The following is a 19,475-nucleotide window of genomic DNA, read 5'->3' on the forward strand; positions in this document are numbered from 1 at the left end:
GGGAGAGTAGGGAGAGTAGGTGGTGGATGCCGTGCCGTTCGGCACGGAAGGGAGTAGATAATATACGCGGACCGCCAGCCCTCAACCAGCCGATTCGTCCCTATTCTTGATCTTGGGAGGGAGCGTTGTTCTCGAACTTGGACACTGCATCGTAGCTCTGTGAGCGGGTTTGGCTTTCGAAGATTTCCCTTACATATCGGTCGACCGACAGGACCACGAATGTGTCGCGCGGCGATCAACCTTTCGGGCGGGCTTAATCTTGGGGGCGCGCGGTAGCGGCCAAGCACAAGGCACTCGAAGCCTTCCAACTAGAGCGACGATTGCGTGATCTCGAGCCAAACCTCATCCTTTTTGAAACTTCCCCAGGTCAGCTGGAAAAAGAGAATGGCCCTGCCCGCGTTGGTGCGGACGAAGGCGCTGCAGTTTCTGAACTCAGCGTGCGGGTCGCCGGATGTTGCGGGTGCCCGGACCGCGAAGTCCGCGACCTCATCGACCTGGAGCAGCTTAACGCCTTGCTGCCCGGCAATCGACTCGTTGACCACTTTCGTGAGCAGGTCTCGCGTGAAGGGGCTCTCGCATTGAGGCATATAGCCCGGTTTGAATTGAACTCCGCCGCGGATGAACGTGTAGCCGGCGAAGAGCACCAGAGCCAGAGCGGCGGCGATGGCCCCTCTAACCAGGCCTGTCTTTAGAGTTCCGGTGAGGTCGATAGAATGTCCTGCCAGCCTCTTCGAGATGGCTTCCTTGATATACAAAAAGACAGCCGTGAAATCCATGTGTGCGCACCCCAGTCTTTCGACACACTATTCGAGCTGACACCGTCTAAGTTGCGAGTGAGCTCGGCAGTGCGAGTGTGGCGGATGCTCGCGGGTCCGGTTGGTCGAACGACTGGGTGGTTATGCGATGCTGTGCTGGGTGATTGCTGAATTCGGCGCCATGCAAGTGGACCTCTCGGGATTGAGAGGTCCAGAGCGATCGTTCGAACCTTGGTGAACGCTTGAGGGGGCTGTTCCTTGACCGAAGGGCAAGGCTTCGCCTGCAGCGGCGAAGCCTTCTTACCTGATGATTCCGAACCCCGGAGCCACGCCGTCGGTAAGCTGTTTGACTGAACACAACCCTGTGACGGGGAGGCCGGGGTCAGGCGGTCGGCCTTTATGCGCTGCTTCAATTCTGACGCGGATGGAGAACCCCGCACAATCAATCTGCGAAATCGTCATCTGTGGGTCGGGGTATCCCGGAGCCCACTCCTGCTGCAAAAAATCTGCGCTTATGCCGATGCCGCTCGGCAAGGTGACCGGCTACCCCTGAGTCGTCTGGCTAACGTCAAGGACCGGTGCCCGTAGGGGGCTGGCTATGAACCTTCCTGCGCGGATCAGCTCGCAGCAAGCTCAGACGATGGTTCATAGCGTTTTCGCCGCGGCGGAGGCGTAGAGCGACTGCCGAACGTTGGCAGTTCAGCCCAAAAAGGTGCGACTACGCCCAGAGGCGCTGGGGTACCAAGTGGCCCAGCGCCTCGACCATGCGCACGCAACCTTCGCAGGCCATCAGTTCATGAGCGCGACTATGCGACGACTTTGCCTCTGACCCGCGCGTCTTCGGCATACGCGGACAACGGCTTCTCAGGAACGAAATGAGCATCCCGTTCGACGGGCAGCCCAAGGGGGCCGCGGAGCTCGGTCAGTTCGGCGAGCGAAACGTATCCGAGCTCCGGGAAGCCAAGACCCAGGTCGCAAAGCCCGAAGAGGCGATCGGGGTCGTCTGGATCGACTTCAGTGATGAGCCACGTTGCCTGCGCGTCTGGCGTGAACAATTTCACCACCGGTACGTGATCGCCGCCGTTGACTGCGTTGACCAGAAGTTGGACGCGGTCTGCCACCGTGAGGAGATCGATGTTGGACATCACGCCGCTCCTCACTTGTTTGCGTTTGATGAAGAACCACTCGTCTTTGAACGGCGACGCTGACGGCTGGCTGGTACCTTGGCGATTTGATCCGCGTCGGCGGTGTTGATGTTCAGGCACGCTGTGTCCGGAAATTCGTCTAAGGCAAGGCGATAGACCCGCTCGAAATCGCAATATCGAGCCCAGAGCTTCCTCGCCATCTCTGAGGCATCGGTCGTGGCCAGTGCCTTGATTACCTCTTCCAGATCAAGCGACTGAAAGCCGACGTGATCTGCGCGCCCCTCTTCTGCGTCCCGCAGTTCGCTTCGATACACACGAAAGGCAGCGTTCGCGCGGCGATTGAGTTTCGGAGCTATTGTGATGAACAGGGCTCTGGATGTGTTGCCGTGGTTGACGGCGAGTTGCGCGATCATATGTTCGCGCCAAAGCTGTTCAAGGGCGAGGGACCTCAGCAACTGGCTATCTGGATCCTTGAAGAGACCGACCTGTCTCGATGCGTCGTCGTAACGGGGCCGCAGCCGCGCTGCAGGACCAGTCATGTCCTCCGAATATTTCACCTCGACGAAGATTGTGGCCACTTCGCCGTCAGGGGTGATGATGGACATGGCGACGTCGACGGCCGTCCCATCCGACAGAAACCGGTCATCGTGGCGGCCGGGCGAATGCTCAAACCGGATGCTTTCAACGGTGTTGACGAAGTCAGGGAGAAGGGCGCGGAACACGGCCGTTGCGAGGCGAAGGTCGATGACCATTGGGCCAAACAGATTGAAGACCAAGGGCATTGAGCTTAGTGCATTTCTGAAGAGACGGTCCTCATCGATCATCGCTCCTTCCTCGCGCATGATCAGTTCGTGGCGGACGAGGCCATGAATTGCCGGCGAGAGGAAATTTTTGCCGGCTTCCGCCGCTTCGGCGCTCAGACAGGAGCCGATGTCCATGGTAACTGCGTCTTCCCCCGTTCCTTGGACATGAATGCCGGTCGGAATTCCGTGATCCGTTAGCCAAAGGTACTGCAGGAAGCGGGCGGCGCGGCGGAAGCGCGTATCGATCTCGAAATGAACGTTATGGCGCCGGACGATGTTTTCGGGAATGAGCGGAACGCGAGAGAGGGGCGTGATGTCGGCGAGAGCTGTAGGTTGCATGCAGAACCTCATGGTGGCTAATGCCAAAGAGATTCAGAACTCGGGTGGGAAAGTTGAGGGATGCAGTAATGTTAAGCATCAACTCGCCGGCAGTCGCGGAAGCGCATTTCTGGTCAGAGATCAGGAAGGGTTTAGATACTCGTGCATTCGGCGTGGGTGGGCCTGCCGGGAGGGTAGAACTAGGGCCAGGCACACATACCTGCACTGGTAGGAGGGGTATTAAAAATATAGCTGCTTCACTGCCGCCCAAGCCAGTCAGAGCAACTCTAGTCTGGAACTACTGGGGGCGCTTACACGTCTCCGGGCTGTTCAAGAGCGCGACATCCAAGCACTTGATGAAGGGCGCAAGGAGACTAGCCTCCAGGTGCGACAAGTTGCCGCAAAGTCGGTTATTTTCACTTTGGCCCGCAATTTCTTCGGCCCTCATCTGAATAGAGCAGGGCAGAGATCGGTACTGTCCGACTCACTATAGGGAAGGCAAGCGTGCTGGAGCCTCTGCGTTAACAGAGGAGCCAGTTTATGACCGATCTACTTAGACGCCCCCTTATCCCGACCGTTTTTGGGCCGGAAGCCTCGTACGAGCTGCTCGGCATTATCTCCGCCATACGAAACCGTTTCATCCGAAATGGACGGTCCCTAATTCTTTCAGGAGGGGATGGCGCATTCGCGGTCCAAATTGCCGAGCACCTCTCAAATGCAACGGTGATTCATCCGGACGATGGCGTCATCTCACGAGCAAAGGCGAAGCCTTTGAGCTCGGCCGGTACGATTCATCGCTACTTTGCAGAGACAACGGAGCGGCCGCTTCACTTAATGCAGCTTCCCGTTCGTCCGGCGATCCAATACCGACATGCCCCTCTCGAAAGAACTGGTCTACAAGCCGAGAACTTCGACTTTATTCTTGTCGAACAAGCTCATTACGCAGAGCGCTCCGGAGTTATGGCTGAAGTTCAGCGGTTGGTCGTCAAAGGCGGGGTCGTAGTTAGATTGAGCTATCTCTGGGGCCAACTAGTGCCGCGGGCGAAGCCGGCAATTGACCGGACAGTCTGCGCGGACATCAATGAAGTCTTCGGCTGGTTCTCGACCAGCCTCCTGGCACCACTGCTGTCCCAAGCCGAGCGCGACGTCTTGCAGTCTCTTGAGGACGACCGAAACTTGGATGGCTGGGAGCCAGATTTCCGCCGGCGGGCCATCATGCGGGCGACGTGGACGCTTCCTGAACTAGTTCAACACATGAAGCGATGGCCAGTGATCCAACGAATCGAGAGGACTCCGTCGCTGCACCTAATCTCGCTGCAAAACTTTATCGGGGCTGTCCATAAACGTTGGGGGTCTGCAAAGCTTAAGCGCGTGATCAACTGGCCGGTCGTCGTTGAGGTTGGGGTTACCGGCGATGAGCCTGTGGGTTCCGAGCCGACATGCCGGGCCATTCCTTGCTGAAACCCCACGAGCGGTCTGTCCGGGGGCCCAAAACCCTCGTTTTGGAAGCTCAAAACGAGGGTTTTGGAAGCGAACGACAGGGCCTCTGAAAAAACAACACTGGGATCAATCTCTTAGCGGGTGCGTAAGCCCGCGTTTTCTACTGGCAAGCAAAATTTGGGAGAACGAGATGCTGAACGACGAGATCATTGCGAACCTGCGCTCGCTCGAGCCCGCAGACCTCGCGCGTACCTTGCGCGAATGGGGCTTCGTTTATGAGGGAGATCCGCAGCTAGATGAATTTCTGGCTCGTGCGCGGGTCGGAAACCATGAAGATGGGAAGATAATCGAGGGGATCATAGGGCGGCGAAAACGCCAGCCTGGGGAGGCTTACAAGGACTTCCGCGTTCGCAGCCGCTTGAACTGGTTAGCGGAGAGGAAACCAGAGTGGTTTGCGCCAACCGCACAGAACGAAGAGCCGCCCGAAGAAGAACATAGTGCGCCATTGCAGTCGCATGGTCAGGAGAATGCTGATCAAGCATCGGTGAGCAAGCAAGGACTAGCAGTGTCAGCCATGCCTGATCCCGGGCTGGCAGCATATCTGTTTGAGCACGGTCGCGAGCTTTGGTCACATCTTGTGGGACCACTGCCGTTCAAGCCGCCGCCCGGTTATCGTCCACGGCGGCCGATGGTGAATCCATTCTGGCCGGCGCCTCCGAAGATGAAGGGATCGGCGCTGACTGGCAAAGACGTACGTAGAGTTTACAACGCGATTGCATATGCCATGTGGCAGGGAGTGATACTGAATACTCACCTCATCATCGTCTGGTCCATGATGAACTTGAGTGAGGAGAGCGGTGTTGAGACCCTCGGCGCATACCTGCACGAAGCAGGCAAATGGCTGCGCTCCGAAGGTGCTCCCCGCGGAAAGAAGTCGGCTAGATCTGTTCGGACCAAGACGGACCTGCGTTACGTCTACGTGCACGAAAAGATCGCTCAGCGCGGGTTTCATAGTCACATTCTAATTCACTTGCCGCCGGCTTTGAAAAAGGAGTTCGAGGCCTGGTCGCGATCTGCGCTGTCTCGTCTGACCGGACGAAATTACGATCGAAATGCTTTCCGGGTGATCCTTGGCTATGGACGCTTCGAGGAAGACCAAGTGCGCAACGTTTGGCGTTGGTACAGATATTTGATGAAGTCAGTCGAACCTCGGCTTGGACTAGGGTGGACTGATGAAAAGGGAGTCTATCAAGAGCGGACTTATCGTCAGCTCCTGAAGGTTTGGAATGTTAAAGGCACCGCTCTTGATGTGCCCGAGGGGATTTCCTTGAGCAAGGCTTCTCATAACATTGGAAACAATGCTCAGAAGCTCGATGGCTTTGTCGCTCGGCTACAGCGAAATGATTGGGATGAACTATACGCCGGGCGAGAGCTCGATGAGGGCCGTCAGCATCGCGAATACCTACAACGAATGGCAGAAGAGGAAGAGCTCATCCGGACCTTGCAAATCTAAGCTGTAGTGACCGGGCGGCCAACCGTCGTCCGTTAGCAAATAGCCAGGAGGCCTTGGAGCAGAAGTCGCGCAGCCAGATGGGCTGTAGGGAAGAGCGAACGATAGCTGGCGGATTGGAGGGAGCCAACGTGGATAGGGAGTGCGGTGGTGGGAGGATGGCGGCGTTGGCGGCGCCGCCGGCGGTGCCGGCGACGTAGGGGGGTATGGTGAGATAAAGGCGCTTCGCCAGCCCTCAACCAGCCGGAGCTTCACCATTCTTCACATAATGGGGGAGCGTTGTTCCCATGGCGCGGCCCAAAGCGAGATGCTAATTTTTGGGGCTAAAGTACTTGGTTGATGAGGAGACTATCGATTGCGATCGCACCGCCTTCGATAGTGCTCATCAGACCCGACGACAAAAGTACCAAGAGGGAGTTCGAACCTCGTTGCAATGGCTTTGATAACAATCCCTTGTTGGAGGCGCCGGTCAGCGTAGAGAATGAAATGTGCCGGCTTTATTTCGTAGACGATCCGCCCTGAACGGAAGTGCTCGTACTCGTTGGATGCAATCGCTTCAAACAGCGCTTTCCCTTGGATAGGAATTGTGCCGCGCCCAAACCTCATAGTGGCCGCGCGGGTGCGTTAAAAAATCGCGTATGGCTCCGCTTCGCCCACGGCAGTGCTGTCGGTGAGTATAGTCCAGGAGCGTGCGACGTTCAGAACCCTAAAAATGCCTATCCTGCCGGTCATTGCTAGCTCGGATCTGAAGAGCGAAACATTACCTTCAGCCAAACACGGTCTTCCAACGTATGCACCCGCTGGACCGCCGTTCGAAGCCTTACCGCTTCCATTCGCGACTTTACTTCCGTTGTGGCTAGAAAGGGACCTGGATCTTGCGGCGTGCAGGTGTAGAACGAGAGCCACTCCGGCATCTTGATGCAGACCGGGTGAGCACGGCCTCAGGGACTTCAAAATGCCTGCCGGCGCGCAGGCCCGATCTTGCGCGGCCATCGAGGCAACTAGGAATTAAGCAGCGTCGATGGCTCGGTTGTACAAGTGCAACAACATCGATTTGAAGACCACCCTCGTTCACACGCAGGTGGTGAGCTGCAAGTGCAGTGAACGAGCAGAAGGGTAGCGGTATCGATCAGCTTGCTGCGTTTAATTTGCGAGGTACAGGTCCATTAAAGAGCGAGGAGTTTCGCTGCCTTCTGGATCGCCTCGATAGCCGGAGAATGTCAAAGTGAGTCGGGAAAGTATTTCTAGCGCTTTAGTCATCTTGTTCGCTGGGATATACAAACGTGCCCGTCCCGGTGACCATATCCAGTCGAATTTTGGAGCGAGTTCGGGGGCCGCAGTAGACAGGAGCACTTTGTGGAAGTGCGCAAGGCCTTCGTCAGCGAGACCGGCGGCAACGCTGGTGGCGAGGATCGCAAACGCTTCGTTCACTCGCTTTGCCTCCTCTAGGCCGGCGAGGTTCGCGCCCACAAACGCGACATCCCGCCAAAAATTGGGAACATGGCGCTTCGAAGAAATTTTGAAAGGATTAGCCGGGGCGAACGATACTTCGGCGGAGGGGAATACGTCATTGAGCTTAATAAGGTGCGTCCTTATTGCCTGAACCGCGTCGCGCTTGCTGGACTCAGCCAAGGCGGAGGCTGCGCCGACTGAAGGGTCATTGGCTGGCAGCATTACGCCGGTGAACGTTTCGTCTAAGTCTACCGGGCTGTATGGTTCGATCTCATCCAGAATAACGTATCTTTTTTCTTGATAAATAATGCAGCGCATCTCTTCGCGAGCAATCATCACGAGTAGAAATCTACGGGCCTCTTCGCCGAACGCTGCCAAGGCGATTATCTGGCCGACGTTCGGATGAAAGGACAGTGCTGGTATCGGTGTGGGCATTGGAGAAGGCATATGACCTCGCGATTGACACGGCGTTTACTCATCGCGGGATATAGGTGGAAGGTGATCCCCTTTCTCGAATGGAGTTGATCCGCAAGTAAGGCGAGCTGAGGATTGTGCCAGATGCAGCGGGCTGGCGCGTGACTCTTCGCTTTGCTTCAGCATTGACTGATACTGATGCTATCTCAGATCCGAAGCCGATTGGTGGATCCATCTGCGGTCGACCTTGAGGTGAGGACAGCGATACTCCGAGACGCCGGGCCAGCCTCGGAGCGCGCATTCGTCCTACAGCAAGGCGATCAATAACCGTTTGAGTTCGCTGCGGTCGAGATCGCGACGGGTCCCGACCTGCTCCACGTGATGAGCTCGAAATCGTTGAACTGATCTTCACCGTAACGGTCTGGCCCCGCGCGCCCTTGTCGTCGCAGTGGCGCCACACCTTTCGATCAGCGGGGCAACTCGGCGGCATCGCTTTGAAATCGAAAAGGTGGCTGGAGAATGTGTTCTCCGCGCCAATCGACTTCCGGACACGGATTGCGCGAGCTTCGCGGTCATCGAGGTGTGAACAGGCGTCCAACCTTCACCCTCCACCCGTTCGTAGATCAATAGCTTAGCTTGCCGATCGGCGTCAGGACCCCACGCCGATTTACAGGCTGGGCCCATTCCGGGCCGCTCGTCGCGAGGATGGCCATGTCGCGCTTGAGGTCCGCCATTACGGCGAATCCTTCCGGGTAACTCACCAGGATCTTCAAGACGGTGACCTGGAAATTCACCCGCACCTCGCCCGATCAAGGCCACATCGTCGACGCTTGTGTCAGGGCTTTTCGGCCGATCTGCAGCAGCACCTCCGGTGTCGTTTCGCCGGTCTTTGCGGCTTCGAGGATCTTGCAGGCGACGTGGATGCGAGCGCCGGTCTCGTCGCGGGGCAGCTTTTCGCAGACCTCGTCGAGTACCGCTCGCAATAGAGCGGTTGTCGCTTGTTCAAACATGGGTACGCCCCTCGGAAAGCTTGATCCTACCGCAAGTCTTTCCATTTTGGGATTCACGAATGTTAACTAGTGAGCTCTCCCGCGCTGCACGATCTCCGCCTGCGCCGCCCCTGAAATCCTGCTCGATACTGCGCCTCTCAAATCGGCAGGCCGAGTTGCGGCTCGCCCAGCGCTTCGCCATGGAGCGTCGACAAGGATACTCCGAGAAGCCGGACCGGTTTTGGAGTTGGCATCTCGTTCTGCAGCAAGGCAATCGATAAGCGTGCGAGCTCGCTGCGGCTCGAGATTGCGAGGGGTGTGGACCTGCTCCGCGTGATGATCTCGAAATCGTTGAACTTGATCTTCAGCGTAACGGTCCGGCCCCGCGCGCCCTTGTCCTGACAGTGGTGCCAGACCCTGTTGATCAGCGGCTGCAATTCAGCGGCCATCGCCTCGAAGTCTGTAAGATCGTTCGAGAATGTGCTCTCTGCGCCAACCGACTTCCGGATCCGGTTCGCGCGGACCTCGCGGTCGTCAACGCCCCTCGATATCCGGTAATAATACGCGCCGGCCTTGCCGAAATTGGCCTGCATGAACGCGAGTGATTGATTGCGCAGGTCCAGGCCCGTGTACAGACCAAGAGCATTCATCTTCGCGCTGGTCGCCGGACCGATGCCGTGGAATTTTCCGACGGGCAGGGCCTCGACGAATCCCGGGCCCATCTCCGGCGTGATCACGTACTGCCCGTTGGGCTTGCGGTGGTCGGAGGCGAGTTTCGCCAGAAACTTGTTGTAGGAAATGCCGGCCGAGGCGTTGAGGCCGGTCACCTCCTTGATCTTCGCCCGGATTGCCAGCGCGACATCGCGTGCCAGCGGGATCGCTTTCAGGTTTTCCGTCACGTCGAGGTAGGCCTCGTCGAGGGAGAGAGGTTCGATGATCGGCGTGTGCTCGGCGAAGATTTTCCGGATCTGCTGCGAGACCGCCTTGTAGACCTCGAAGCGCGGCTTCACGAAGATAAGGTCCGGGCACTGCCGCTTCGCCGTCACTGAGGGCATCGCCGACCGGACGCCGAAGATCCGTGCTTCATAGCTAGCGGCTGCCACGACGCCGCGTTCGCGCGACCCGCCGACGGCGACCGGTTTGCCTCGGAGGTCTGGATTGTCACGTTGCTCCACCGATGCGTAGAAGGCATCCATGTCGACGTGGATGATCTTGCGCTGGCGGGGCGGGGGCCCGGCCAGGTCGTCAGGATCGTTGGTCACGTCGTCGCCCCAGCCGGATCCTCCTTGACGCCACGGGCGACGATCCGGAGCGATCCGTCCGGCAATGGACGCTGCAGCTTCAACGCCTCGTCGGGGGACGCGGTCATCCAGATCTCGACCTGTTCAGGCGTCGTCAGGATCACCGGCATCGCTTTAGGGTGGATGGCGCCGACCTCGGCGTTCGCCTCCGTCGTCAGGAAGGCGTAGAGATCATTGTTGGTCTCGCCCTCTTTGACCTTCCGGACCGAAGTCCAGTTCGTCCAGATGCCGGCGAAGCAGGCGAGGGGCCGTTCTTCATCGAGCGCGAACCAGATGTCACCGCCCTCGTCCTTGTTGAACTCGCTGAATGAGTTGAACGGCACGATGCAGCGGTTCTCGACGCCAAGCCATCGGGTCCAGTGTTGGCTCTTCACATTGCGAATGTTGGTCGTGCCGCCGTCCGGCTCCATTCGCAGCAATTCCTTAAACTCGACCGGCTTACCCTTGGCCTCCAATTTCTTGGCGCGCTTCTTCGTCGCCTCCATGAGCGCTTGTTGCGACGATGGCATTCCCCAGCGCGCGGTCGCAAGTTCGCGGCCCTCGGCGCCGACACGTACGATCGGCGCCGTGTAGTCCGGAAACACGCCGGACATTGGCGCGAGATTGCCGACGTAGCGGTTGACCACCCTCGCCGTCTTGCATCGGGCGCAGCGGATCTCAAGCCATGGGAAACCCGCATTGACGGCCTGGTCGATGGTCGGTGACGGATCGATCGGCTCGCCGTCCGCCCACATCCGTTCGTTCCAGCTTTCGCAGAGCAACTTGTCCGCTTGCCGAATCAAATTCGCCCCTGGCCCTGGTCTCCGCAGACTGCGCGGCCAGGATATTGGTCATTGCGGGCGCCTTGCCGAGCTCCTTGTTCAGAGCCTTGCGATCTCCTCCGGAGAGGGGCGTCGGGTGGTACTTCGGCGCCATTGGCACGTTCCACGTCTATAAAACGGACCGGCACCGCGCCGGCTAGTCGAATGAGGCCCAGCAGCCGTCCTCTTCCAGCCGGCCGGTGCGTTGTTGGCAGGAGTCATCGAGTAGCCGCTGTCCGACGTCCTTCCAGACCGCCTGAGCGCCAGCCAATCGAATCGCATCGGCCTTCTGGATCTCGACGGTGCGGCTACAACGGCGACATGACACCCGCAGAACATGTTGCGGAATCTCGAAGAGTCGTAATGTGCGGATTAACGGAGCGCCCTGGCGCCGGTCCGCTGCCGCGTCGTTCAGGACGGACTGCCAGTATTCGGGCGGCATGTCGTCGCCGGGCCCTGGCGTGCAGGTCGGCCGCGTACTTCTCCGCGCGGCGTTAGCCGCCAGCTTTTCCATCTCCTTGCGGCTCGGCATGCGCCAGCTTGCGGGTCGATAGGCCATAGGCAATTAGAACATACCAAGAACACAAGAGTCGAGTCTCCCAAAGTAGGAATGTGAGGACCACGGAAGAATGACAGGGCTACGTTCGTTGCATCCCGGGAGCAATTGGCTGGCGCTCGAAGCGAGCAACGGGGCTGAACACGGGTGAAGTCCGGAGTCCTATTGCGCCGACCGTCGGTCGTGTCGCAGCCACAGATGCCGCTCAGCGAAGACGGTCGGAGCCAACAAGCACGGGCCGGGTGCGAGTTTCGGCATCTCCGTGCCCTTGCGCTCGCGAACCCGCCGAAGTTTCCGATCCTGGCGGCGACCTACGAGTCTTCCTGTTCAGCGTCATCCGCCAGGGATCGACGTTGGGACTCCTGTGGAGACGCACGGTGTCATCGCCACGATGAAGCCGAATGTGAAGGTCGAATCAGCTCCGATGATCATCCGGCTCTGGGGACACGCCCCTTGCCACCGCACTTGGAGCACTTGCCCGGATAGATTCTGCGGCCCGGTTCGGGCTGGCGTACCGACAGCGATCCTGTGCCGCCGCAAGCGTCGCACCTGATCTCGTCCGCCTGATCCCCGGTCAAGTTTCGCCCGATCGTGAGAAGAGCGCGTTCGGAGGGGCCGCGCGTGGCGCTGGCAAACGTCCGTGGCTCGATCCAGGTTTGCTTTGAGCATCGTACCGCTTGGCCAGATCCAGCAGGCGTCGCCGGGTGAACGGGTCCGCTTTCTCCGCCAGATCGCGCGCCCGCTGCGCGAATCCTCTGTAGAACTCCTGCTCCATGACACACCCCACAACATCACTGCCCCAAGTTGAGGAGCTTGCGGTCGCGGAGTCAAGAAGCGGAAGGCTCTGCTTTTCACCGCGACGCTGTTCACCGCGACGCTGTTCACCGCGAGGCTGTTCACCGCGAGGCTTGAGTCTGCGATCTCCTCTGAACTAAACTGGCGATGGCAGGGACAAAAATGGCAGCGCTCGATTCCGTCAGGAAGGCTTGCCCGGCGTGCGGCAGGCCGATGAAGGCTGTGGCCGACGAAGCCGCCGAAGCGCGGTTGCGGTACGTCTGCACCTATTGCAATGAAGACCCGCTGCACGACCCGACAGCCCGCAAATGGGCGGATGGCCCGCTGCGCCCTCCCGAGCAGTAACTGGTGCATGGCGTCCCTCGATGACCGATCTCGCGAGGAACGAGGCCGTCGGAATATTGTTGATCCGGCGGGCCTCGCGTAAATGCCTGGCCGGCGTGGCTCCGCCCCAAGCCCCCAAAAGTCCCCGGCGGGGCTACGCTCATTTGACCGCCGGCCCTCCGCGGCTTTTTTGTCGCTCCTGATCTGCGTGAATCCCAGCTCTGCCAGCTCCATTCATCATGGCCGCATCGCCGGGGGAGATCCCGATGTTCAATGCCGAAACCACCGCGCTTTTGCGCGCGGTCCTCGATGAAGTCTGCGAGAATGTTTCTCGGTACGAGACCACCGCTCGCACGCACATGGCCTTTACGATCCTTGAGGCCGCCGCCAGGGGTGAGACCTCGATGGACGGGCTGAAGCAGGTTGGAAGAAAAGCTGCGCCAGGCGCCGATCCTACCGAGTTGACCTTGGCCCGATGCGCCCTCGCATCTTGAGGCGGCAGTCTTGTCCTGGCTGCTCTATAAGCGGGTGGTTACGGCCGCCCGGCGAGCGCAATGGCGAGAAAACTCAAGAGCTATCAGACCTCGCTCGGCTTCTATGACCAGGCGGTCGCCGCGCCGTCGATGAAGGCTGCGCTGGAGGCCTGGGGCGCGCAGAGCAACCTCTTCCACCAGGGTGTCGCAAGACAAACCGAGGATCCGGAGGTCGTCGCCGCGACGATGGCAAAGCCCGGCGTCGTGCTCAGGCGGCCGGTCGGATCGACAGGTCCCTTCAAGGAGCATCCGGATCTGCCGACCGACTTGGCCGACAGCGGCGTCAACGAGCGGAGGAGTCGCTCGAAGCCGAAACGGCAGGCTGCGCCGAAGGTGAGCGAAAGAGAGAGGGGGCAGGCTGCGGCGAAATTCGAGCGCGAATGGAAGCGGCAGGAGGCCGAACGCCGCAAGGAAGAGGCGGCTCAGGCGAGGGAGAGGGCCCGCCGAACGAACCTTGGTCGGGCACCGCTGGAGGTCCACTTGGGCCCAACTCCGGAAGTTCAGCCGGCCCCAGCGCCGCTAGACCGCCCGGTTGTACGCACGTCCTGGCCGTCGTCGCCAAGCCGGCTGTGACCGTCATCGAATTGATGGCGGCCCTTGGGCGTGAGATCGAGCCACATGAAGGCACCCATCAAATTTTCAATGCCACGGGAATAGGCTGAGTAGGTATGGAAGATCTCGCCAGTCGCGTTCTTGGCAAATATTCTGGCGCCCATCATATCTTCGCTGCTCTTGAGCGGGATCGTGTCGTAATTGAACTTGGCTGTGCCGGCGGCAACGTCGTCCCGTTTGAATGAAACCCCGAAATCATAGTTGAAGTCGCTGCCATAGGACGACACCCACCGAAAGGTCCAGCCCAAAGCGCGTTTCACTTGCTCGATTCGCTTAATTGGCGCGCGTGAAATCACCGCAAATGACAGGTCGGCATCATCGAAGTGCCTGCGCGCCGCGTCGAAATGATCGGCGACGAATGAGCACCCTTTGCAAACGTGATCGGAACCCGGGGTCAGCATGAAGTGATAGACGGCGAGTTGGCCGCGACCATGGAACAGATCGGCAAGTGTGCACTTGCCATCCGGTCCCTCGAAGACATAGGGCTTCTCAATTTTCACCCATGGCAAACTGCGGCGCTTCTCTCTGAGTTCGTCGAGCTTGTGCGTCATCTCCTTCTCTTCGATGAACAGTGCCCTGCGTGCGGAAAGCCATTCCTCACGCGACACGACTTTCGGCGGGGAGAGGGAGCCTGCCGCCATGATCAACACTCCTAAGATCAGTGGGTTTTCAAGTTTAGGTCCGCGCCGGCCCGTGGTCTTCCACCACACGGGATGGCCTCGCCTTTCTAAGCTCCAACCCGAGCGATGGCTGCTGGACAAAGTGCAGGTCCGAGTCGGTCGGTTAACCGAAATGGCAAAGCCTTCCTGGGCGAGGTCGCGCTTTTCGCCATTCTCGGAATCTTCTGAACACTGGGCCGCTGGCGCAAGCCTCGGCAGCGCACCACCTTCCTCGGTTGCAGGCTGCAGAAAACCGGAGGAGGTCGGATGCCGACCGTCGCAAAGCTGCTCGCGCAGAAGCAACAGCTCATGGAGCAACTCGAGAACGATCTTGGCCCGAACGAGCGCGAGGAGATCGGGCGAATTCTTGCCAAGATCGAGACGGCGCTGAGCTTGCTTGATTCCGACGATCCTGTCGCTGAAGGCGAGTAGCTCGAGTGCTTTCGTTCTGCATGAGGCTTGTTGGAACGTAGTTGACCTTCGCCGCTTTTCCACGGTGATTGCCGGAGGGAAATGCGATGAAATCGATGGTCGCTCTCGCGTTGGCACTTGCTGCCTCGACATCGACGGTCTCGGCGCAACCGGTGAGATGGACCAGGTACACCATTCCCCAGACCGGCACCGCGGTGAATTTCCCTTCCTCGATCTTCACGGAAGAAGCCGGCCGGCCGGACGGCTATGGGCAACGATTCCGAACCGCCGACGGACGCGCCGACTTCACGATCCAGGCCGCGCCCAACGTCGCGAACGATTCACCCGCTGCCTTTCTCGCGAAGAAGCACCCGCCTTCGCGCATCCAGTACAAGCGAGTGACCCCGCGCTTCTTCGCGGTGTCCAGCTACAAGGGCAACAAGGTTTTCTACGACCGCTGCAACTTCTCGGGGCGGCTGATCCATTGCGTGCTGATCAACTATCCCGCCGAAGAAGAGCAAGCGTGGGACGACGTCGTCACCCGCATCAGCCTGTCGCTCAGCGGCAAGTAGGCCGCCACCGGGGCTACGGAACGCAGGCTCCGCAGGCGCGCGCTTATAGCGCGCTGAGATCGTCCGGTACTTCGCCGAACTTCCGGATCAGCGTGGCATCGCCGAAGTCGCCCGTCGCAGGATCCCCGCTGCGGCTGAACGCGACGGCGCCGACGATGCCGGGCTTCCGCGAAAGTGCCTCGGCTTTCATCACGGCTGCGTTCGGGTTGAAGCACTCGACCGCCTCGCCGGCGGCGATGCCGTCGTCGGCGGCCACGAAGGGCAGGGCGACGTAATAGGTGACCTCGGACATCTCAGTCGTACCAATCCTTCCGATCGCGCGGAAGGTCGAACCGGCCGCGCGAGTAGCCGGCGGAAACCGAAGCCCGAAGCTCCTCGAGCTGCGCCTCAAGGAAGCCGTTCGCAATGATGAGTGCCTTCACCGTCTCCCGGGCATCGCCGGCGCAGGCCGCGATGGCCTGGTCGGCGGCGGCGTCGAGGTCGTCGGGGGCCGGTCTGGATGGCTCGGGGGTAGCGGTCATCCGATTATGTTCTCATTTTGTTCGCAAGAGTCAAGCGCCGGCACCGTGTTTCGCTGGCGGCCGTTGCGGGGACGGCTTGAATTGCGTGCACGTCGGCCGGAGCTGTCGGAACCGTGCTGCCCCGTTCGTCTTGAGTCCGTGTCCCGTACCCTGGAGCGTTGCGTACCCATGGCCCCGCGAGCGAACTGGAAAGGCTTCCTGCGTCTGTCCCTCGTCACCTGCCCGGTCGCGCTCTATCCGGCCACGTCCGAGAGCGAGAAGATTTCGTTCAACCAGCTGAACCGGCAGACCGGCCACCGCATCAAGTACCTCAAGGTCGATGCCGACACCGGCGAGGAGGTCCCCAACGAGGACATCGTGAAGGGCTACCAGCTCGAGAAGGACCAGTTCATCGAGGTCACGAAGGAGGAGCTCGAGGAGATCGCGCTGGAATCGACGCGCACCATCGAGATCGACGAATTCGTCGACAGGACGGACATCGACCCTCGCTACCTCATCCGGCCCTACTACATCAGGCCGGACGGCAAGGTCGGCCACGACGCCTTTGCGGTGATCCGCGAGACCATCCGCGAGATGGACAAGGTCGCGATCGGGCGGGTGGTGCTGACCAACCGCGAGCACATCATCGCGCTCGAGCCGATGGACAAGGGGCTCGTCGGCACGCTGCTGCGCTACCCCTACGAAGTGCGCAGCGAGCAGGAGTATTTCGACGAGATCCAGGAGGTCAAAGTCACAAAGGACATGCTGGATCTCGCCAGGCACATCGTGAACCAGAAGGCCGGCCGGTTCGACCCCGAAAAATTCGAGGACCACTATGAGACGGCGCTGATCGACCTCATCAACCAGAAGCGCGCCGGCAAGCCGATCACGCCGAAGGAGAAGCCGGCCGCGACCAACGTCGTCAACCTGATGGAGGCACTGCGTCGGAGCGTGGGTCGGGAAGCCGCGCCGGCGAAAGCCGGCAAGCCCGCCAAGAAGCCGCGTAAGGCTGCCGCGGGCCAGAAGGAAATGCTGATGCCCATCGCCGACAAGAAGCCGGCGAAGGAAGGCGCCGCGAAGAAGCCGGCGACCGGGGCGCGGCGGAAGTCGGCGTAGGGCGGCGCCGGGTGCCGGTTTCCCGAGGTAAGGGCCGCAGTGCTGACGGAGGTGCGATATGTCGCGCACGCTCATCATCTTCGGAGTTGTGCTGGTCGCCGCTGGGCTGCTTTGGCCTGTTCTTGGCAAGTTCGGGCTTGGCCGGCTACCCGGAGATATTTACGTCGAGCGGCCGAATTTCGCCTTCTACCTTCCGCTGACCACCTCGCTCATCATCTCCGTGGTGCTAAGCGTGATCCTGTGGCTGGCGAACCGATAGGAAGGAGGAGCGAGTGGCAACCGTATTCATCACCGGCAGCACGGATGGGCTGGGTCGCGCCGCGGCCCAGTCCCTCCTCGATGATGGTCATCACGTGGTGCTGCACGCCCGATCGGCGGAGCGCGCCGCGGGTCTCGGCGAGCTGGCCTCGCGCGTCGCGGGGATCGTGATTGGCGATCTGCGTAGCGCAGCCCAGACCAGGAGCGTCGCGGACCAGGTCAACGCGATCGGGCGCATGGACGCGGTGATCCACAATGCGGGCGTCTACACCGAGGGCACCCGCGGCTCGACACCCGAGGGTCACGCTGGCGTGCTCGCAGTCAACACGCTTGCGCCGTACATCCTGACGGCGCTGATCGAGCGTCCCCGTCGACTGGTTTACCTCAGCAGCGGCCTTCATCGAGGCGGGGAGGGTTCGCTACGCGATCTCGACTGGACCAAGCGGAGCTGGGATCCGGCAAAGGCCTACGCCGAAAGCAAGCTGCAGGTCGTGGCCCTGGCTTTCGCCGTGGCGCGACGCTGGCCGGACGTGCTCAGCAATGCGGTCGATCCCGGCTGGGTGCGCACGCGAATGGGCGGCCCCGGAGCGCCGGTCGATCTCGAGACCGGGCAACGGACCCAGACCTGGTTGGCCGTGAGCGAGGAGCCGGCAGCAAAGGTCAGCGGCCGATACTGGCATCACATGCGGCAGGAGGAGCCGGCCAGCGAGGCCACCGATGCCGAATTCCAGGACCAGCTCATCGCCAGATTGGGCGAGCTCACGGGGGTGGGACTTCCAGGGGCCTAGGACGACGGCCAGCGCTCGCCGCGGCGCCCGGATTCCTACGGTAGCGTCGACGACTGACCGTTTACGATCTGCGACTATATTTCCGCAGGATGGACATAGAGCACGACCCCGAGCGCGAGGCGGTCGCGGCGATGAAGCTCGCCGTCGAAGCCGATGGCGCCGAACGGCAGAGATGGATCGACGCAGCGCTGGCGTGGATCGAACTCGCTCGCCTGGGGGCGTCTGGTCCCGGGCGCAGCCGGACCGAAGAGGCGCTCTGAGGGGCGTGCCATGAAGCCGAAGATGTCGGCGTTGGAAGCCAGGCAGGACCGCCTCATCGATGAGATCGACGCCGGTTTTGATCCTTAAGCGACGTCGCGTCGAAATTGCTGGAAGCGATCAGCCTGGCTGTAGGCCATGCTTCTTGATGATCGGTGCAGCGGCCGGTCCGGTGAGGAATTTGACCAATGCTATGGCGGCGTCCGCCTCCTTCGTCGCGCTATGAACGCCGCCCGAGTATACGGTGATGTTCTGGATCTCCGACGGCAACGGTCCGACGATCTGGATGCCCTTCACCGGAATGAGCTCACTCAGCTGGTGGAATCCGATCTCGGCTTCGCCACGCGCGACCACCTCGCCTACCGGTTCACCCGGCTTTACCGTGGCCGTTTTCGATTTGACTTGGTCGGAGATGCCGAGGTTCTGAAACATGCTGACGAGATAGATGCCGCTCGCGCCAGCCGAGTAGGCGACGGATTTTGCTGCCAGGACCGACCGCTTCACTGCGTCTGCGGAGCTGATATCGGGCGCAGGCGCACCAGCGCGCACCGCAACTCCGATGCTCGATTTCGCGAAATTGACGCGGCTGCCGGCGGCCAGTTTGCCTTGCCTGATCAGCTCTTCCGTTCCGCTGTCGCCCAAGATGATCAAGTCGGCGGCTTCGCCGGCCGCAATGCGTTTCTGGACATCAGGCGTGCTCGACCACGCCGCAGAGACCTTGTGACCTGTGGCCTGCTCGAACTCGGGGATCAATTCGAGGTACGCATCCTTCATCGCGACGGAGGCGAGGACTTTAATTTCGGAAGCTTGGCACAGATTCGGCAGGACCAGACTTGCGGCCACGGCAATAATAAATGGCGCCTTCATGACGTCCTCCCTGTGGGGCTGCTTCCCCAAGTTGCGAGCGTGACCGTACATCATTGCGGTGTCTATCTCGACGGGCCTTCAAGCCGGGCTTGATTTCGCTGTTGTGCCAAGCGTCTGTTAAACCGGTGCAGCGACATGTCCGGGGAGGACAAACCGGCGCGAATGACCCAAGTCGGACTCCCAGGGGAAAAACGCCTTGCTATTCGACAAAATAGTGCAGCTACTGAGCCTCATCTCCGAAGACGTCTTTTTTGATTATCAGCACTGCCGGCCGCCCGCACGGAACCGGCACAAGGGTT

At 60.3% G+C, this 19,475-nt stretch carries 26 protein-coding genes and 1 pseudogene; 10 read left to right on the top strand and 17 right to left on the bottom strand.

Annotated elements, in window-relative coordinates:
* Positions 1–308 precede the first annotated feature (308 nt).
* The 3 genes from FXV83_RS05300 to FXV83_RS05310 all read right to left on the bottom strand — a co-directional run bounded on the left by FXV83_RS05300 (position 309) and on the right by FXV83_RS05310 (position 3,042).
* Positions 309–776: a hypothetical protein gene (locus FXV83_RS05300; RefSeq protein WP_148738155.1), complete on the bottom strand. Its 468-nt coding sequence runs from the start codon at positions 774–776 to the stop codon at positions 309–311.
* A gap of 785 nt (positions 777–1,561) precedes the next feature.
* Positions 1,562–1,900 carry a DUF2958 domain-containing protein gene (locus tag FXV83_RS05305; protein ID WP_148738156.1) on the bottom strand — a complete coding sequence of 113 codons (339 nt, stop codon included), beginning with the start codon at positions 1,898–1,900 and terminating at the stop codon, positions 1,562–1,564.
* A gap of 11 nt (positions 1,901–1,911) precedes the next feature.
* The gene (locus FXV83_RS05310; RefSeq protein ID WP_148738157.1) at positions 1,912–3,042 is read right to left on the bottom strand and encodes a PGN_0703 family putative restriction endonuclease; all 1,131 of its coding nucleotides are present in this window, start codon (positions 3,040–3,042) and stop codon (positions 1,912–1,914) included.
* Positions 3,043–3,561: 519 nt separating this feature from the next.
* Here FXV83_RS05310 and FXV83_RS05315 point away from each other — a divergent pair.
* Both FXV83_RS05315 and FXV83_RS05320 read left to right on the top strand, forming a co-directional pair.
* Entirely contained in the window at positions 3,562–4,482 is a 921-nt protein-coding gene (locus FXV83_RS05315) for a methyltransferase domain-containing protein (protein WP_148738158.1), read from the top strand.
* Between the two features lie 169 nt (positions 4,483–4,651).
* Positions 4,652–5,974 carry a hypothetical protein gene (locus FXV83_RS05320; protein WP_148738159.1) on the top strand — a complete coding sequence of 441 codons (1,323 nt, stop codon included), beginning with the start codon at positions 4,652–4,654 and terminating at the stop codon, positions 5,972–5,974.
* Positions 5,975–7,114: 1,140 nt separating this feature from the next.
* Here the strand turns inward: FXV83_RS05320 and FXV83_RS05325 are convergent.
* The 9 genes and pseudogenes from FXV83_RS05325 to FXV83_RS43870 form a co-directional block, all read right to left on the bottom strand.
* The gene (locus FXV83_RS05325) at positions 7,115–7,801 is read right to left on the bottom strand and encodes a hypothetical protein (protein ID WP_148738160.1); all 687 of its coding nucleotides are present in this window, start codon (positions 7,799–7,801) and stop codon (positions 7,115–7,117) included.
* Positions 7,802–7,898: 97 nt separating this feature from the next.
* On the bottom strand, positions 7,899–8,435 hold the full coding sequence (locus tag FXV83_RS45365) for a DinB/UmuC family translesion DNA polymerase (RefSeq protein ID WP_148738161.1): 537 nt from the start codon (positions 8,433–8,435) through the stop codon (positions 7,899–7,901).
* Positions 8,436–8,460: 25 nt separating this feature from the next.
* Positions 8,461–8,631, bottom strand: coding sequence for a hypothetical protein (locus FXV83_RS42425; protein WP_187435695.1), 171 nt, complete (start codon positions 8,629–8,631; stop codon positions 8,461–8,463).
* Positions 8,632–8,646: 15 nt separating this feature from the next.
* Entirely contained in the window at positions 8,647–8,847 is a 201-nt protein-coding gene (locus tag FXV83_RS05335; protein ID WP_148738162.1) for a hypothetical protein, read from the bottom strand.
* Between the two features lie 137 nt (positions 8,848–8,984).
* Positions 8,985–10,088 (bottom strand): DNA polymerase IV, encoded by a 1,104-nt coding sequence (dinB, locus tag FXV83_RS05340; RefSeq protein ID WP_283811694.1) that lies wholly within the window; start codon positions 10,086–10,088, stop codon positions 8,985–8,987.
* Positions 10,085–10,753 carry an SOS response-associated peptidase family protein gene (locus FXV83_RS05345; protein WP_235939324.1) on the bottom strand — a complete coding sequence of 223 codons (669 nt, stop codon included), beginning with the start codon at positions 10,751–10,753 and terminating at the stop codon, positions 10,085–10,087. The genes dinB and FXV83_RS05345 overlap by 4 nt, the downstream gene beginning before the upstream one ends.
* A 6-nt stretch (positions 10,754–10,759) precedes the next feature.
* Positions 10,760–11,042 (bottom strand): annotated as a pseudogene (locus FXV83_RS43865) (hypothetical protein); the annotation flags it as partial.
* A gap of 42 nt (positions 11,043–11,084) precedes the next feature.
* Complete coding sequence (locus tag FXV83_RS05350) at positions 11,085–11,459, bottom strand: hypothetical protein (protein WP_347341036.1); 375 nt, start codon at positions 11,457–11,459, stop codon at positions 11,085–11,087.
* Positions 11,460–12,057: 598 nt separating this feature from the next.
* Positions 12,058–12,258, bottom strand: coding sequence for a hypothetical protein (locus FXV83_RS43870; RefSeq protein ID WP_148738165.1), 201 nt, complete (start codon positions 12,256–12,258; stop codon positions 12,058–12,060).
* Between the two features lie 182 nt (positions 12,259–12,440).
* Between FXV83_RS43870 and FXV83_RS05360 the strand changes: the two genes are divergently transcribed.
* The 3 genes from FXV83_RS05360 to FXV83_RS05370 all read left to right on the top strand — a co-directional run bounded on the left by FXV83_RS05360 (position 12,441) and on the right by FXV83_RS05370 (position 13,708).
* Positions 12,441–12,623, top strand: coding sequence for a hypothetical protein (locus FXV83_RS05360; protein ID WP_148738166.1), 183 nt, complete (start codon positions 12,441–12,443; stop codon positions 12,621–12,623).
* A gap of 245 nt (positions 12,624–12,868) precedes the next feature.
* Complete coding sequence (locus FXV83_RS05365) at positions 12,869–13,096, top strand: hypothetical protein (protein ID WP_148738167.1); 228 nt, start codon at positions 12,869–12,871, stop codon at positions 13,094–13,096.
* 60 nt (positions 13,097–13,156) lie between these two features.
* Positions 13,157–13,708, top strand: coding sequence for a cell envelope biogenesis protein TolA (locus FXV83_RS05370; protein ID WP_148738168.1), 552 nt, complete (start codon positions 13,157–13,159; stop codon positions 13,706–13,708).
* Here the strand turns inward: FXV83_RS05370 and FXV83_RS05375 are convergent.
* The gene (locus FXV83_RS05375; RefSeq protein WP_235939309.1) at positions 13,636–14,457 is read right to left on the bottom strand and encodes a DUF899 domain-containing protein; all 822 of its coding nucleotides are present in this window, start codon (positions 14,455–14,457) and stop codon (positions 13,636–13,638) included. The two genes, FXV83_RS05370 and FXV83_RS05375, sit on opposite strands and share 73 nt — an antisense overlap.
* A gap of 216 nt (positions 14,458–14,673) precedes the next feature.
* On the opposite strand from FXV83_RS05375, the gene FXV83_RS42430 reads away from it, so the two are divergent.
* Together FXV83_RS42430 and FXV83_RS05380 are read left to right on the top strand one after the other, a co-directional pair.
* Complete coding sequence (locus tag FXV83_RS42430) at positions 14,674–14,838, top strand: hypothetical protein (RefSeq protein WP_187435672.1); 165 nt, start codon at positions 14,674–14,676, stop codon at positions 14,836–14,838.
* Between the two features lie 86 nt (positions 14,839–14,924).
* The gene (locus tag FXV83_RS05380) at positions 14,925–15,389 is read left to right on the top strand and encodes a hypothetical protein (protein ID WP_148738170.1); all 465 of its coding nucleotides are present in this window, start codon (positions 14,925–14,927) and stop codon (positions 15,387–15,389) included.
* Positions 15,390–15,432: 43 nt separating this feature from the next.
* Here FXV83_RS05380 and FXV83_RS05385 read toward each other — a convergent pair whose 3' ends face one another.
* Positions 15,433–15,681: a hypothetical protein gene (locus FXV83_RS05385; protein ID WP_148738171.1), complete on the bottom strand. Its 249-nt coding sequence runs from the start codon at positions 15,679–15,681 to the stop codon at positions 15,433–15,435.
* 1 nt (position 15,682) lies between these two features.
* Positions 15,683–15,910, bottom strand: coding sequence for a hypothetical protein (locus tag FXV83_RS05390; protein WP_148738172.1), 228 nt, complete (start codon positions 15,908–15,910; stop codon positions 15,683–15,685).
* A 168-nt stretch (positions 15,911–16,078) separates the two neighbouring features.
* On the opposite strand from FXV83_RS05390, the gene ku reads away from it, so the two are divergent.
* Genes ku through FXV83_RS05405 form a run of 3 tightly spaced genes read left to right on the top strand, consistent with a single transcriptional unit; the run spans position 16,079 to position 18,051 of the window.
* Entirely contained in the window at positions 16,079–17,005 is a 927-nt protein-coding gene (gene ku, locus FXV83_RS05395) for a non-homologous end joining protein Ku (RefSeq protein WP_148738173.1), read from the top strand.
* 58 nt (positions 17,006–17,063) lie between these two features.
* On the top strand, positions 17,064–17,264 hold the full coding sequence (locus FXV83_RS05400) for a DUF2905 domain-containing protein (RefSeq protein WP_148738174.1): 201 nt from the start codon (positions 17,064–17,066) through the stop codon (positions 17,262–17,264).
* Positions 17,265–17,277: 13 nt separating this feature from the next.
* Positions 17,278–18,051, top strand: a complete 774-nt coding sequence (locus FXV83_RS05405; RefSeq protein ID WP_148738175.1) for an SDR family NAD(P)-dependent oxidoreductase — start codon at positions 17,278–17,280, stop codon at positions 18,049–18,051.
* Positions 18,052–18,125: 74 nt separating this feature from the next.
* On the opposite strand, the gene FXV83_RS42435 is transcribed toward FXV83_RS05405, so the two are convergent.
* A complete protein-coding gene (locus tag FXV83_RS42435; RefSeq protein ID WP_187435673.1) occupies positions 18,126–18,368 on the bottom strand; it encodes a hypothetical protein in 243 nt (80 codons plus the stop codon).
* A gap of 61 nt (positions 18,369–18,429) precedes the next feature.
* Complete coding sequence (gene modA / locus FXV83_RS05415) at positions 18,430–19,176, bottom strand: molybdate ABC transporter substrate-binding protein (protein WP_187435674.1); 747 nt, start codon at positions 19,174–19,176, stop codon at positions 18,430–18,432.
* Between the last annotated feature and the right edge of the window lie 299 nt (positions 19,177–19,475).

The organism is Bradyrhizobium hipponense (assembly GCF_008123965.1).
GTDB lineage: Bacteria > Pseudomonadota > Alphaproteobacteria > Rhizobiales > Xanthobacteraceae > Bradyrhizobium > Bradyrhizobium hipponense.

Bases quoted from the DNA above. Each gene is read 5' to 3' on its own strand.
- FXV83_RS05300 (WP_148738155.1), bottom strand. From the start codon at position 776: ATGGATTTCACGGCTGTCTTTTTGTATATCAAGGAAGCCATCTCGAAG.
- FXV83_RS05305 (WP_148738156.1), bottom strand. From the start codon at position 1,900: ATGTCCAACATCGATCTCCTCACGGTGGCAGACCGCGTCCAACTTCTG.
- FXV83_RS05310 (WP_148738157.1), bottom strand. From the start codon at position 3,042: ATGCAACCTACAGCTCTCGCCGACATCACGCCCCTCTCTCGCGTTCCG.
- FXV83_RS05315 (WP_148738158.1), top strand. From the start codon at position 3,562: ATGACCGATCTACTTAGACGCCCCCTTATCCCGACCGTTTTTGGGCCG.
- FXV83_RS05320 (WP_148738159.1), top strand. From the start codon at position 4,652: ATGCTGAACGACGAGATCATTGCGAACCTGCGCTCGCTCGAGCCCGCA.
- FXV83_RS05335 (WP_148738162.1), bottom strand. From the start codon at position 8,847: ATGTTTGAACAAGCGACAACCGCTCTATTGCGAGCGGTACTCGACGAG.
- FXV83_RS05350 (WP_347341036.1), bottom strand. From the start codon at position 11,459: ATGCCGAGCCGCAAGGAGATGGAAAAGCTGGCGGCTAACGCCGCGCGG.
- FXV83_RS43870 (WP_148738165.1), bottom strand. From the start codon at position 12,258: ATGGAGCAGGAGTTCTACAGAGGATTCGCGCAGCGGGCGCGCGATCTG.
- FXV83_RS05360 (WP_148738166.1), top strand. From the start codon at position 12,441: ATGGCAGCGCTCGATTCCGTCAGGAAGGCTTGCCCGGCGTGCGGCAGG.
- FXV83_RS05365 (WP_148738167.1), top strand. From the start codon at position 12,869: ATGTTCAATGCCGAAACCACCGCGCTTTTGCGCGCGGTCCTCGATGAA.
- FXV83_RS05370 (WP_148738168.1), top strand. From the start codon at position 13,157: ATGGCGAGAAAACTCAAGAGCTATCAGACCTCGCTCGGCTTCTATGAC.
- FXV83_RS42430 (WP_187435672.1), top strand. From the start codon at position 14,674: ATGCCGACCGTCGCAAAGCTGCTCGCGCAGAAGCAACAGCTCATGGAG.
- FXV83_RS05380 (WP_148738170.1), top strand. From the start codon at position 14,925: ATGAAATCGATGGTCGCTCTCGCGTTGGCACTTGCTGCCTCGACATCG.
- FXV83_RS05385 (WP_148738171.1), bottom strand. From the start codon at position 15,681: ATGTCCGAGGTCACCTATTACGTCGCCCTGCCCTTCGTGGCCGCCGAC.
- FXV83_RS05390 (WP_148738172.1), bottom strand. From the start codon at position 15,910: ATGACCGCTACCCCCGAGCCATCCAGACCGGCCCCCGACGACCTCGAC.
- ku (WP_148738173.1), top strand. From the start codon at position 16,079: ATGGCCCCGCGAGCGAACTGGAAAGGCTTCCTGCGTCTGTCCCTCGTC.
- FXV83_RS05400 (WP_148738174.1), top strand. From the start codon at position 17,064: ATGTCGCGCACGCTCATCATCTTCGGAGTTGTGCTGGTCGCCGCTGGG.
- FXV83_RS42435 (WP_187435673.1), bottom strand. From the start codon at position 18,368: ATGAGGCGGTCCTGCCTGGCTTCCAACGCCGACATCTTCGGCTTCATG.
- modA (WP_187435674.1), bottom strand. From the start codon at position 19,176: ATGAAGGCGCCATTTATTATTGCCGTGGCCGCAAGTCTGGTCCTGCCG.